The organism is Flavobacterium sp. N502540 (assembly GCF_025947365.1).
Taxonomy (GTDB): Bacteria; Bacteroidota; Bacteroidia; order Flavobacteriales; family Flavobacteriaceae; genus Flavobacterium.
The window spans coordinates 1,293,570-1,307,725 of sequence record NZ_CP110012.1; the positions used below are offsets into that span (position 1 = coordinate 1,293,570).

Consider the following 14,156-nt stretch of genomic DNA (forward strand, 5'->3'; position numbering starts at 1 on the left):
TTCGCCTGTTCGCTATCTCTCGAGTCGTGGCTAAAAAATTTAACCGTAACTTTAGTGAATCCATGAAATCTGTGGCAAAAAAATAATAACAATGAATACAAATACCTCACAAACCAGAATTGCAACCTTTGGAGAATTATTACTCCGGATGAATGTTGCCAACGGAAATCGATTTACACAAGCCAACGAAATAAAAGTTTACGTGGGCGGTGCCGAGGCAAATGTTTGTGTTTTGCTTTCCCAACTAGGAATACCTACCGATTACATTACCCGATTACCTCAAAATGACTTAGCGCAATTGGCTGTAAACGAACTTCAGAAATACAAAGTAAACACCTCGAAATGTGTTTATGGCGGAGACCGTTTAGGTTTATATTTTGTCGAAGCCGGAAATCAAATCCGACAATCACAAGTGATTTACGACCGAAGCAATTCATCTTTTGCGACCATACAAAAAGATCAGATTAACTGGGATTTGGCTTTGGCTGATGTAACCCATTTTCATTGGTCCGGAATAAGCCCCGGAGTTTCGCATGAAGCAACTCTGGTTTGTAAAGAAGCCATTCTCGCGGCACATCAAAAAGGCCTCCCTATCTCTTCCGACTTTAACTACCGTTCCAAATTATGGCAATACGGAAAACATCCGTCAGAAGTCATGCCTGATTTGCTGCAATACAGCACCATTACAGTTGCCGATTTAGATGCGATTGAAATTTATTTCGGAATCAAAACCGATGCGAAAGAATCGGATGCCGATCGTTTTCAGAAAACATTCGAATTGTTAAAAGCAAAAATGCCTTTTCTAAAAACACTCGCCATGAGTTTCAGAAAGTCCGACGGACCGGCGCATTTATACAAAGGATTATTGCTTCATGAAGGCAATTTCTATCAAACAGCCGAACACAAAATACAGGTCGTAACAGACCAGATAGGCTCCGGAGATGCCTTCAACGCAGGATTATTATACGGACTGACTCATAAATTATCCGGTCAGGAATGTATCGAGTGGGCAACTGCCTGTGGCGTAATCAAACAAAGTATTCATGGAGATTTCGCGATAAGCACTCCTGATGAAGTAAATCATTTTATTAAAAATGGCTCAAGTAATAGAATTAACAGATAAAACAAAAACATGTACAGCATATTAAAAACGCAAGGTGTACTTCCGTTAGTGACACAAATTAACATTGAAACAGCCCAAATAGTCTTGCAATCGGCGGCTGATGCTGGCATAAAAATTATCGAGTTTGCTGCTCGTGCAACTGATGCTAAAGAAGTTTTTAGCCAAATGATCCATTTTAAAAAAGCAAATAATTTAGAGGTTAAGATAGCCGTTGGATCAATATTAAGCGTTCAGGATGCAGAAACCTTTCATCAATTAGGCGCTGATTGTATCGTTTGTCCACATACCGATCCGGAAATCGGGAACTACTGTTTCAAAAACAATATTTACTGGATTCCCGGCGCCGCGACCTTAAACGAAATACTTCATGCCAATAAATTAGGTGCCGAAATTGTAAAACTTTTTCCGGCCGATAAAATTGGCGGTCCCGGATATGTAAAAGCCATCAGAGCCCCCTTTCCAAACTTAAAAATAATGCCGACCGGCGGAGTAACCTTAGAAGAAAGCAACCTGAAATCATGGTTCAAATCAGGAGTGGTTTGCGTTGGAATTGGTTCTAATTTATTCACAAAAGAAATGATGCTCGATTTAAGTTATGAGCAGTCGCTTCAGGCTTTTCAGGATTTAATTGAAGTTGTCAAAAAAACAAGAAACTAAGTTATGCAAAACAATTGGTGGAAAATTAGCTCCGAAATCCGTGTAGATACCCCATTTTTGGCCGTTTACGAAGACCGTATTCAGACCAACATTGAACGTCTGATTGAATCTGTGAACGGCGATACTCAGAAATTAAGGCCACACATCAAAACCCATAAAATTGGAGAAATTCTGGACTTGTTTAAAACCTATAACATCAACAAAGTTAAATGTGCAACCATTGCCGAAGCGGAGCTTGCTGCCATACACGAAATTACAGACGTACTTCTCGCCTATCAGCCTGTAGGCAATAAAAAAGAGCGATGGATTTCGTTACTTAAAAAATATCCTGCTACCGCTTTTTCAACCATTGTTGACAATTACGAATCGGCAAAAGCACTGGATATCGCTGCACACAAAAACAATCTAAAACTTACCCTTTACCTGGATCTGAACTCCGGGATGAACAGAACCGGAATTTCAATTTCTAAAAATTGGGAAGCTCTGATTGATGAAATTATCAAACTAAAAAACATTCATTTCGCAGGTATTCACCTGTATGATGGTCATCTGAAAGGAGATGTTGAACATCGAAATTCGGTTGCCTCAAATATCTTCTTTAGCATAAACGAAGAAATTGAAGCTATTCAGAAAAAACTGGGTTATGAACTAAAAATTGTAGCCGGAGGATCTAACACCTTTCCCTTTTACGCCACGCAGAAAAATGTAGAATGCAGTCCGGGAACCTTTGTCTTCTGGGATTCCAACTATCAAATTAACTTACCGGAGCAAAATTTCGAACCTGCTTTGGCAATCGTTGGAACCATCATCTCAAAACCAACTGATACTACTTTTTGTATCGACATTGGTTACAAAGCGGTCGCTTCTGAAAATCCTATCGATAAAAGACTAGTCATTTTGAATGACAACAACCTAATCCCAATTTCACATTCTGAAGAGCATCTGATCATCGAAAATCGTGGAAAAAATAACTATGCGATTGGTGACACTATTTATGCACAGCCCTACCACGTTTGTCCCACTTGCGCATTGTACGATTCCGTTCAGGTAGTCAATAGCGAACAGCAGATTTGTGATCAGTGGCTAGTGGTTGCGAGAAGTCGGAAAATTAATATCTAGTGAAGAGAAGAGAATCAAGAGAAGAGAATCAAGAAAATAGAGTAAAGAAAATAGAGTAAAGAGAAGAGAATAGAGTAAAGAAAATAGAGTAAAGAAGAAAGAGGATACAGGAAAGATTATAGACCTTGCAGAAAACCTCTGAACCTTTGCACCTTAAAAATAATACTATGTTTATAATAGACGCCCATTTAGACCTTAGCATGAATGCGATGGAATGGAACAGAGACCTACGAAACGACGTTGCCACTTTACGCCATTTAGAAAAAGGAATGACAGACAAACCGGATCGCGAACGTGCCACTGTTTCTTTCCCTGATTTGCGAAAAGGAAATATTGGAATTGTAGTTGCCACTCAAATTGCACGATTTGTAAAACCCGACAGCCTTATTCCCGGCTGGAACTCTCCTGAGCAGGCATGGGCACAAACACAAGGTCAGCTCGCCTGGTACAAAGCCATGGAAGAAGCAGGAGAAATAACTCCCATTACAGACAAAAAATCATTGTTGAAACAGATTGATTTATGGAATGACGGAACCCCAAATGATAAAAAACCAATTGGCTACATTTTAAGCTTAGAAGGCGCCGATTCTATTATTGATATTTCATATTTAGAAAAAGCATATCAGTATGGATTACGCGCTATCGGACCCGCACATTATGGTCCCGGCCGATACGCAAACGGAACGGATGCCACCGGAAAAATGCAGCAAAACGGAATTGATTTACTCAAAGAAATGGAACGTTTGAACATTATTCTGGATGCCACTCATTTGTGCGATGATGCTTTCTGGCAGGCATTAGACCACTACAACGGACCCGTTTGGGCAAGCCACAACAATTGCCGAAGTCTGGTAGATCACAACCGTCAGTACAGCGACGAAATGATCAAAGCTTTGATTTCGCGTGGAGCAGTTATTGGAGGTGCTTTAGATGCCTGGATGCTGGTTCCGAATTGGGAAAGAGGAGTTTCGACCCCACAAGGAACAAACTGCAATCTCGAAACTGTTTTCAAACACATGGATCACATTTGCCAATTGGCCGGAAATGCCAATCATATTGGTGTAGGTTCTGATCTTGATGGTGCTTTTGGTACAGAGCAATCTCCGTACGATTTAAACACTATTGCCGATTTGCAGAAACTAGTTCTGATCTTTAAAAAGCATGGGTATACTGACGAAGATTTAAATAAAATCTTTCATCAAAACTGGATCAACTTTTTACTAAAAAACTGGGATTAAACAAAGACTAAACTGGGAACTGCCTTCTTATACGCCTGTAGTTTTTCGTGATCCGGATCTACTTCCGTCACCACATAATCAACCTCGGATAAGTTGGCAATTTTCATTTTTAGAACCGTATCCAGTTTTTCAGAAATCGTAAGAATGGCTGTTTTTTCAGAAGCCTGAATCATTGCTTTTTTTACCTGAACCGTTTCCCAGTCCGAATCCGAAAAGCCGCCTTCGATGTCTAAGGCATTGGTTCCTAATATTAACAAATCGACTTTAATATTAGCCAGCTGATTGTAGACATCGCCGCTCACACACATTTGGCTGTACGACGAAATGCTGCCGCCAATCATGATAATTTTAACATTGGGTTTGTCCAGAAGTTCCACCGCTGATAAAACAGTAACGGTAAAAATAGTCAGATTTAAAGTATCGGGAATCAATCGGATAAATTCTCTGATGGTTGTTCCTCCACCAAGTAATAAAACCATACCATCACGAAGTAAACCTAAAGTTTTCTGTGCAATGGTTTGTTTTGCTTCACCTGCATAAGTCTGATTGGAAGAAGAATGGTGATAGGCTTTTGTCATCGCACCACCCTTTACTTTTATCAATAAAGATTCTGATTCAAGTTCATTAATATCTCGTCTCACAGTATCTTCTGAAACAAATAATTTAGCCGAAAGGGTTTCAAAACTTACACGGGTGTGCAGGTTAATCTCTTTTAAAATAAGATTTTTACGTTCTTCCTTGGTGTAATTAACCACTTCATTATCATTATTCATGCAAGTTCATTTTTAGTAAAGCAAATGTAAACAATTAATGCAATATTATTGCGAAACAAATTACAATACAATGTAATAAAAAAGTTAATTCATCTATTATAAAGACTTTTAAATGCAAATCGCTTTTGCAAAAAAAATGCAACTCAACCAACAAACCTTATATTTGTTTAACAAACTCAAAAAGTAACCATGCAAAAAAGTGTTTTTCTTCTTTTACTATTTTGTTATTCTTTTGGAAGTGCTCAAACTTCTTCAACTAATAATTCAATCATTCCGGCTCCCAACTCTTATAAGGCAACCGGAGACAGTATTCGTTTCAACGGACAAATTAAAGTGCTGTTTGAAAAGAATAAATACAGCGCTAAAGAACAAAAAACGGCAAAGCTGTTGGAGTCTGCCATAAACGCAAACACAGCAAACCAAAAAAGCACTATCGATGTTGTATTCATAACACAAAATCCAGCTCCTTCTCTAAAAAAAGAAGGGTACAAAATTGTCATCACTCCTAAAAAAATAACCGTTACCGGAAGTGAAGAAGGATTGTTTTATGCGGTTCAGAGTTTACTGCAAATGCTTCCGAACAAACCCAAAAGTCAGGAAATAAAACTCCCTTGTGTTACGATAGAAGATGAACCGAGATACGATTACCGAGGCCTGCATTTAGACGTTTGCCGTCACTTTTTTAGTGTTGACGTTATAAAAGATTTTATCGCTCAGATGTCCAGCTATAAATTAAATAATTTCCATTGGCATTTAACTGACGATCAGGGCTGGAGAATCGAAATTAAAAAATACCCAAAACTAACCGAAGTAGGTTCCAAAAGAGCACAGACTCTCGTAGGAAACAAGTTCGAGAGATTCCCTTATTTTTTTGACGGAAATCCTTATGGAGGTTTTTATACTCAGGAAGAAATCAAGGACGTGGTAAAATTTGCTGAAGAACATTATGTCAATGTGATCCCCGAAATCGAAATGCCGGGGCATGCCACAGCAGCCGTTACCGCTTATCCAAATTTATCCTGTTTTCCGGATCGCCCTTATAAAGTTATTGAATACTGGGGCGTATTTGAAGATATATTCTGTGCCGGAAAAGAAGAAACCTTTACTTTTCTGGAAGATGTTTTAACCGAAGTTATGGCTTTATTCCCCAGCAAATACATTCACATTGGTGGTGACGAATGCCCAAAAGCCAGATGGAAAGAATGCCCAAACTGTCAAAAAAAGATCAAAGAATTAGGATTGAAAAACGAACATGAATTACAAACTTATCTTACCACCAGAATAGAAAAATTCCTGAACAACAATGGAAGACAAATTCTGGGCTGGGACGAAATGCTTGAAGGCGGGCTGACTCCAAACGCAGCAGTAATGTCCTGGCGCGGAGAATCGGGCGGAATTGCCGCCGCCAAACAAAAACACTTTGTCATCATGAATCCGGAGCACATTTTGTATCTGGATTACAACCAGGCGTATTCTCCTAATGAACCTCTAACCGTTGGAAGATTGGTTACTGTCGAAAAAATGTACCATTACAACCCCACTCCGGTGGACAGTCTGACGGTTGACGAACAAAAATACATCATGGGCGTACAGTCTAATTTATGGTCAGAATATTTGACGAGTCCGGCCAAATTAAATTATCAGCTTTATCCCCGAATGTTTGCCTTGGCAGAAACTGCCTGGACCCAGCCTCAGCACAAAAACTACAATAATTTTGTTCTGAATCGCATGCCGCATCATTTAGAAAAACTGGAATTACAAAAAAGATTATACAAAGTCCCAACACCGTTTGGGGCAAATGAAACGGCTCTAATTGCTTCCAAATATGTACTGGATCTAAAACCTACCATTAAAAATGGACAGATTTTCTACACGATTGATGGCTATAATCCGGATGAAACCGCAAACCTTTATGAAAAACCAGTCACGATACACATTCCAAAAGGAGAATTCAGAACCGTAAAAACAGTTCAGATTAGCCCAAGTGGAAGAAAAAGTTCTATCAACAAGATAATAATCCGAAATCCGGATTTAAAACCTGCTTTAGCGGTAAAACCAACCAAACAAGGTTTAAAATACGAATACTTTATCGGAACCTTATTTCAGCAGGTTCAGGATTTAGAATTAGCAAAACCTGTGAATTCGGGGATCTTTGAAGGGACTGTGAGCAGTGAAAAATGGAAAACGAAAAAAGAGCGCTATATTGGCCTAAAATTCGATGGATATATCTACGTGCCGGAAACTGGAAATTATAAGTTTTCAACGCTTTCAGACGACGGATCTAAGCTTTTCATCGACAATGAGCTAATCGTTAACAACGACGGAATACATTGGCTCAATGAAGCCTATGGAGCCGTGAAACTTGAAAAAGGATTTCACAAATTCAACATCAGCTATTTTGATCAGGTAGGCGGAACTACTTTAAACTGTTTCATCCAGCCCGAAGGAAAAGAAAAACAGGAAATAAGCGCTTCGCAATTCTATTACGAATAAGGATATAAAAAAAGCATCCGCGATTTGACGGATGCTTTTTTGTATTATTTCGAACTATATTTAGAAACAGCCTTACTGATTCTCTCAAAATCATTATCCTTCAAATTATAGGTCGCAATACCATAAAAATAATAAGCCGGCAAACCTGTTTTGGCATTTACAACTTGCAGATACTTGTTTGCATTCATACTTACATATCTCAAATAATAAATCTCCTCATTATTCAAAATCTTTTTCTCCAAATCCTCGTCTCTTATAAACTGAAATTTATATTTATAATCTTCTACCAACTCTTTAAGATCTTTTTCGTCTCTAAGTTTTTCTGTACCTTTCCAAGAATTAAATTCCATCATATAAGCTTCAGGAATATAAAGGGTACTTTCTTTTAAATTTTTCACCTCTGGATTTACATAATCATCATAAAGTCCACAATGCCCACCTTTACCGATCATCTCATTAATGTTCTGAAAATAATTCTTCAACATCCCAAGGTTAGTATTAGTAAAACTGCTTTCAGTATACATTCGGTTATAAATAATAGCTGCTTTTTCACTAGTTAGTGCTTTCATGGCGTCAAGCAGAAAAGCAGGCTTAACAGAAAGAGGAAATTTTGCGATGTAGCTTGTAGCTCCCTCATAAACACCATTCACTTTTATGTCGTAATTTTTAGCATCAGGTTTTATCTTTTTAAACCCTTTATCAAATTTTTCTTTATCAAAAATTTTCAGTCCGAAATTGGTATGAACAAATACACCTCCCTTTGAACTTACTTTTACATCTCCTTCCAGCTTTGCAAATGAATAAGTTCCATCCAGATAATCTAACTCTTTAAAGTCTTTATACTCCACCACTTTAAAAGGGGTAACTGTCCAAACTTCTTTTAAAATTTTTTCATACGATTCTTTGCTATTTAACTGAGGCAAAACAAAAATCGTCGTTGTACTCTTAAATTTCTCCAATTCTCCATTCTCAAATTCTTCATCCGTTCCTCTATAAGATGGAGAAACAGCAACCTGGGCATAATTTTTAACACTGAAAGCCAGCATAATAAACAGTAAAATTCTTTTCATTTAATGATTTTGTTGTAAGTATTATAATATTAATATGATGCGAAAATAGCACAAAAAAAAGCATCCGCCATATAGCGGATGCTTTTTTATATCACTAAAAAGATACGTTTTAAATTATCCTTTCAAGCTTGCTGCTAAATACTCACGGTTCATACGTGCAATATTTTCAAGAGAAATTCCTTTAGGACATTCTACCTCACAAGCTCCGGTATTTGTACAGTTACCAAAACCTTCAGCATCCATTTGGTGAACCATATTTAAAACACGGTCAACTGCTTCAACTTTACCTTGTGGTAATAAAGCGTATTGAGATACTTTTGCAGAAACGAACAACATTGCTGATGAGTTTTTACAAGTTGCAACACAAGCTCCACAACCAATACAAGCTGCAGCATCAAAAGATTTATCTGCATCGTCTTTGTTGATTGGAATTGTATTTGCATCGATTGTATTTCCTGAAGTATTTACAGAGATAAATCCTCCTGCATGTTGAATTCTGTCAAAAGAACTTCTGTCAACTACTAAATCTTTAATTACCGGGAAAGCTTTTGCTCTAAATGGCTCGATAAAAATCGTATCACCATCTTTGAACATACGCATGTGCAACTGACAAGTAGTAACACCTCTGTCTGGTCCATGTGCTTCTCCGTTGATAAACAATGAACACATTCCGCAAATTCCTTCGCGACAATCGTGGTCAAATGCTACCGGTTCGTCTCCTTTATTGATCAATTGTTCGTTAAGAACGTCAAGCATTTCAAGGAAAGACATATCCGGTTCAATTCCGTCAATAGGATATTCTACAATCCCTCCTTTATCTTGGGCGTTTTTCTGACGCCATATTTTTAATGTAAGTTTCATTTTCTATAAGTTTAAAAGTCTTAAAGTCTAAAGTCATAAAGTCAAAAATCGAAAGCTTAATACTTTAAGACTTTGGACTTAGGACTTTGGACTAAACCCTATTTATAACTACGTTGTACTAATTTGATGTTTTCGTAAACCAGAGGCTCTTTGTGTAATACGGCGTCACTTGGTTTTCCTTTGTATTCCCAAGCTGCAACGTATGCAAAGTTCTCATCATCACGAAGTGCTTCACCTTCTTCTGTTTGATATTCTTCACGGAAGTGACCTCCACAAGATTCGTTACGGTGTAAAGCATCTTTTGCAAACAACTCTCCCAATTCTAAGAAATCCGCAACACGAGTTGCTTTTTCTAATTCCTGGTTAAATTCGTTAGCACTTCCAGGTACTTTTACGTCTTTATAAAACTCCTCACGTAAAGCAGCAATTTCTTCGATAGCTTCGGCTAAACCTTTAGCATTACGAGCCATACCTACTTTATCCCACATGATTTTTCCTAATTTCTTATGGAAATAATCTACAGAATGAGTTCCTTTATTATTGATAAATCTCTCGATTTGATCTTTTACTCCTTTTTCTGCTTCTACGAATTCTGGTAAATCTGTAGAAATAGGTCCCATTTTAATATCCGGAGCCAAATAATCCCCGATAGTATAGGGTAATACGAAATAACCATCTGCTAAACCTTGCATTAAGGCAGAAGCTCCAAGTCTGTTTGCTCCGTGATCAGAGAAGTTAGATTCTCCGATTGAGAAACATCCCGGAATGGTAGTCATTAAGTTATAATCAACCCAGGTACCACCCATAGTGTAGTGAACCGCAGGGTAAATCATCATTGGCGTTACATAAGGATCTTCGTCAACAATTTTTAAGTACATCTGGAATAAGTTTCCGTACTTGCTTTTTACAATATCCGTTCCTAATTTAGTAACTAACGCACTGTCATTTTCATTCAATCCTTTTACGTGAGCAGCCTCAGCACCGTAGCGTTTAATAGCAGCAGCGAAATCTAAGTAAACCGCTTCTCCTGTTTTGTTCACACCAAAACCGGCATCACATCTTTCCTTTGCAGCACGAGACGCAACGTCACGAGGTACTAAGTTACCAAAAGCAGGATATCTTCTTTCTAAGAAATAATCTCTTTCGTCTTCAGATAAATCAGTTGCTTTTTTCTTTCCTTCACGAATTGCTTTTGCATCTTCTAATTTTGCAGGAACCCAAATACGACCGTCATTACGTAACGATTCAGACATCAAAGTCAATTTTGACTGGTGATCTCCTGAAACCGGAATACAAGTTGGGTGAATTTGTGTGTAACAAGGATTTGCAAAAAACGCTCCTTTTTTATGTATTTTCCAAGCTGCTGTTGCGTTACTTCCCATAGCATTTGTAGATAAGAAAAATACGTTTCCGTATCCTCCTGAACCTACTACTACCGCGTGAGCAGAGTGTCTTTCAATTTCTCCTGTGATAAGATTACGAGCGATAATACCTCTCGCTTTTCCGTCAACGATTACAATGTCAAGCATTTCGTGACGGTTGTACATTTTCACTTTTCCACGACCAATCTGACGGTTCATTGCAGAATAAGCTCCTAACAATAATTGTTGTCCGGTTTGTCCTTGTGCGTAAAAAGTACGGGAAACCAAAGTTCCTCCAAAAGAACGGTTATCCAATAATCCACCATATTCACGAGCCAATGGTACCCCTTGAGCCACACACTGGTCAATAATATTAGCAGAAACTTCAGCCAAACGGTGAACGTTTGCCTCACGTGCACGGTAGTCACCTCCTTTTACAGTATCATAAAATAATCTGTAAACAGAGTCACCGTCACCTTTATAATTTTTTGCAGCATTGATACCCCCTTGTGCAGCAATAGAGTGCGCACGACGTGGTGAATCCTGAAAACAGAAAGCTTTTACGTTATATCCTAACTCAGCCAAAGTAGCCGCAGCAGAACCTCCAGCCAAACCTGTTCCAACTATAATAATATCTAAATTACGTTTGTTAGCAGGGTTTACTAAATTAATATGATCTTTATAATTTGTCCATTTGTCCGATATTGGACCATTTGGAATTTTTGAATCTAATGCCATTATAATTGATATTAATTATTGAAATGATGAAATAATGCGATGATAACGAAAAGTGCCGGTACTACAACCGCAAATCCATAACCAACTTTACTTAAGAATCGGGAATACTTATTGTGCATCCCAACTGATTGAAGAGATGAACTGAATCCGTGCCAAAGGTGGAATCCTAATAACACAAATGAGATACAGTAAATACCTGTGCGGATTGGATCATGAAACTTATGCACTAGCTCTCCATAATATCTTGTCGCGTCTGGTGCTGTACCTGCAATATATTTGTAAGTAACTTCAGGAAACCAAAAATCATAGAAATGCAATCCTAAGAAAGCCAAAATAACTAAGCCTGAGATAATCATGTTTCTCGAAGTCCAAGAAGCATTAGCAGCTCCGTTGTATTTTGCATAAGCAATTGGTCTTGCTGCGCTATTTTGAGCAGTCAATACAAATCCCATTACGAAATGGAAAATTACTCCGATTGCCAAAACAGGTTGCATTACATATTGAATCAGCGGATTGTATCCCATAAAGTGAGAAGCTTCGTTAAAAACATCTTCACTAATAATAGAAATAAAATTTAAGGAAACATGCAGCGCTAAAAACGTGATTAAGAATATTCCCGAAAGAGCCATAGCCACTTTCTTTAAGATGGAAGCATTCAATAGTGCAGATTGTGCCATAAGTGTTAAAGTAGTTTGTTTTAAAAAATTAGACAAAAATAAAGCAATTAGACATGAACTACAACCATTTCGTTGTTATTTATAATGATTTTAAAGAGCTTTCGGTGATATTATTGCAAATTATTTAAAAACAATAAAATAGAAATTTTTCGCAAGTGATTTTAACGAATTCCTAGTTTTTATATAATTACCAAATTGTTATTTTTCACCCCTTTTTGCTCTGTTTTCCTCAAAAGTAAAGCGAGCCCGAATTTTATTGAATGAAAACAAGGGAATTTTAAGACCATAATTTTACCTTTATCGGCTTCAAAAAAAATGACAATGAAAACAGGAATTGACGCTATTTCTTTTGATGTAGCCAACATACATTTACCCATAAAAACTTTGGCGACTGCCAGAAATATCGAACCCGAAAAATTAGAAAAAGGCCTTGGACTAATTAAAATGACTTTACCCGATGTACATCAGGATCCGGTAGTTTTTGGCGCCAATGCTTTAACCAAACTTATTTTGGACCACAATATCAACCTAAACGAAATTAGCAGGATCTATGTTGGAACTGAAAGTGGTATCGACAGCTCTAAACCGATCAGTTCTTTTTTAATTAGTTTGATGGAACAAAAATTTGGCGAAGATACTTTGGCGGAATGTGATGTAGTCGATTTTACTTTTGCCTGTATCGGTGGTGTTGACGCTTTGCAAAATTGTATTGATTTTGTAAAACTGAATCCAGCCAAAAAAGCAATTGTCGTAACAACCGATTTTGCCAAATACGATTTAAACTCTACCGGAGAATATACCCAGGGTGCCGGAGCCGTTGCAATGTTAGTAACTTCGAGCCCCAGAATTATCGCTTTTGACGAAAACTGGGCAACGAGCACAAAAGGAGTTTTCGACTTCTTTAAACCGTACCGAACCCTTTCTAAAGAAGAAATCACTAAAAATACCAACAACGATCTTTGGTTTGATAATTTAGAAGCCGAAATAGAAATCCATAAAGACCAGCCGGTTTTCGACGGCCAGTATTCAAATCAGTGTTATATGGATCGTACCCGTGATGCTTATTTCACCTTCAAAAAACTAAAAAATACTACGGAAACTTTATACAATACCTGGAACAGTATTATCATGCATCTTCCGTACTCTTTTCAGGGACGACGCATGTTATCTGAAATTTACGCTTTAGACAGTGCCGAAAAAATCATTGCAGAAAATATTGATACAGCAGATTATCAGACTAAAATTAAGGAAGTCGCAAAATCGGATGCATACAAAGAATTCGTTACCAAAAAATTACAACCTGCAGAATTAGCTTCTTCTTTAATCGGAAACCTTTACACGGGGTCAATTTTCATGGGATTGTTATCGACTTTGGCTCATTTTTATGACACCAATAAAGAAATCGTGGGAACTCAATTTGGATTTTTAGCTTACGGAAGCGGATCGAAATCAAAAGTTTTTGAAGGAACAATTCAACCGCAATGGAAATCAGCTTTAGAAAATGTAAAGCTTTTTGAAAACCTAAAAGAAAGCACAGAAATTGATTTCAACACTTACGAAAGTCTTCATAAAAAAGAACAAAAACAAAGCGTCAGAACTCCAAAAAACGAATGGATTCTAGATAGAATTGAGAAAGAGATCCCTGTTTTGATTGGGGCGAGATATTATAAGTGGGTTGATTAAGAAATTCCAATAAATAGAAAACCGAGGCAAATTGCTTCGGTTTTTTTTTAAACTTAACTTTTAGATTCAACCGCAAAGAGCACTAAGATTTACACAATGTCCACTAAGTTTTGTACGACCTATAAACACAAAGCTTTGCGAACATTGCGTTTTTAAAACATTAAATAAACAAAATCTTTGCGCGCTTTGCGGTTAAGTAACAAATCAATCCTTCTTATGCTGTTCCGTATAGTTTTGATTTCCTTTAAGAGCTTCGTCATGCACATTCATTCCGTGTGACATTCCGAGCATGAAAGCCGTTAGTATTACTATTAATTTTCTTTTTATCCAATGAAGTGGTCGCTTAGATTCCTCTAAACGTGT

At 37.6% G+C, this 14,156-nt stretch carries 11 protein-coding genes; 6 read left to right on the plus strand and 5 right to left on the minus strand.

The window, feature by feature from the left end; genetic code table 11:
- The first annotated feature begins 91 nt into the window (after positions 1–91).
- The 4 genes from OLM58_RS05865 (at position 92) to OLM58_RS05880 (ending at position 4,137) form a co-directional block, all read left to right on the plus strand.
- Complete coding sequence (locus OLM58_RS05865) at positions 92–1,123, plus strand: sugar kinase (protein WP_264531559.1); 1,032 nt, start codon at positions 92–94, stop codon at positions 1,121–1,123.
- A gap of 9 nt (positions 1,124–1,132) precedes the next feature.
- Complete coding sequence (locus tag OLM58_RS05870) at positions 1,133–1,780, plus strand: bifunctional 4-hydroxy-2-oxoglutarate aldolase/2-dehydro-3-deoxy-phosphogluconate aldolase (protein WP_264531560.1); 648 nt, start codon at positions 1,133–1,135, stop codon at positions 1,778–1,780.
- 3 nt (positions 1,781–1,783) lie between these two features.
- On the plus strand, positions 1,784–2,899 hold the full coding sequence (locus tag OLM58_RS05875) for a D-TA family PLP-dependent enzyme (RefSeq protein ID WP_264531561.1): 1,116 nt from the start codon (positions 1,784–1,786) through the stop codon (positions 2,897–2,899).
- 167 nt (positions 2,900–3,066) lie between these two features.
- Complete coding sequence (locus OLM58_RS05880; protein ID WP_264531562.1) at positions 3,067–4,137, plus strand: dipeptidase; 1,071 nt, start codon at positions 3,067–3,069, stop codon at positions 4,135–4,137.
- Here the strand turns inward: OLM58_RS05880 and OLM58_RS05885 are convergent.
- Positions 4,134–4,910, minus strand: coding sequence for a DeoR/GlpR family DNA-binding transcription regulator (locus tag OLM58_RS05885; RefSeq protein ID WP_017497712.1), 777 nt, complete (start codon positions 4,908–4,910; stop codon positions 4,134–4,136). The genes OLM58_RS05880 and OLM58_RS05885 overlap by 4 nt on opposite strands.
- 189 nt (positions 4,911–5,099) lie before the next feature.
- Here OLM58_RS05885 and OLM58_RS05890 point away from each other — a divergent pair, with 189 nt between their 5' ends.
- Positions 5,100–7,403, plus strand: coding sequence for a family 20 glycosylhydrolase (locus OLM58_RS05890; RefSeq protein WP_264531563.1), 2,304 nt, complete (start codon positions 5,100–5,102; stop codon positions 7,401–7,403).
- Between the two features lie 44 nt (positions 7,404–7,447).
- Here the strand turns inward: OLM58_RS05890 and OLM58_RS05895 are convergent, their stop codons facing one another.
- The 4 genes from OLM58_RS05895 to OLM58_RS05910 form a co-directional block, all read right to left on the minus strand.
- Complete coding sequence (locus tag OLM58_RS05895) at positions 7,448–8,473, minus strand: hypothetical protein (RefSeq protein WP_264531564.1); 1,026 nt, start codon at positions 8,471–8,473, stop codon at positions 7,448–7,450.
- 114 nt (positions 8,474–8,587) lie between these two features.
- Positions 8,588–9,334 carry a succinate dehydrogenase/fumarate reductase iron-sulfur subunit gene (locus OLM58_RS05900; RefSeq protein ID WP_017497710.1) on the minus strand — a complete coding sequence of 249 codons (747 nt, stop codon included), beginning with the start codon at positions 9,332–9,334 and terminating at the stop codon, positions 8,588–8,590.
- A 98-nt stretch (positions 9,335–9,432) separates the two neighbouring features.
- Positions 9,433–11,433, minus strand: coding sequence for a fumarate reductase/succinate dehydrogenase flavoprotein subunit (locus tag OLM58_RS05905; RefSeq protein ID WP_089077422.1), 2,001 nt, complete (start codon positions 11,431–11,433; stop codon positions 9,433–9,435).
- A gap of 11 nt (positions 11,434–11,444) precedes the next feature.
- Entirely contained in the window at positions 11,445–12,110 is a 666-nt protein-coding gene (locus OLM58_RS05910; protein ID WP_017497708.1) for a succinate dehydrogenase cytochrome b subunit, read from the minus strand.
- Between the two features lie 321 nt (positions 12,111–12,431).
- Between OLM58_RS05910 and OLM58_RS05915 the strand changes: the two genes are divergently transcribed.
- On the plus strand, positions 12,432–13,793 hold the full coding sequence (locus OLM58_RS05915) for a hydroxymethylglutaryl-CoA synthase family protein (protein WP_264531565.1): 1,362 nt from the start codon (positions 12,432–12,434) through the stop codon (positions 13,791–13,793).
- The last annotated feature ends 363 nt before the right edge of the window (positions 13,794–14,156 follow it).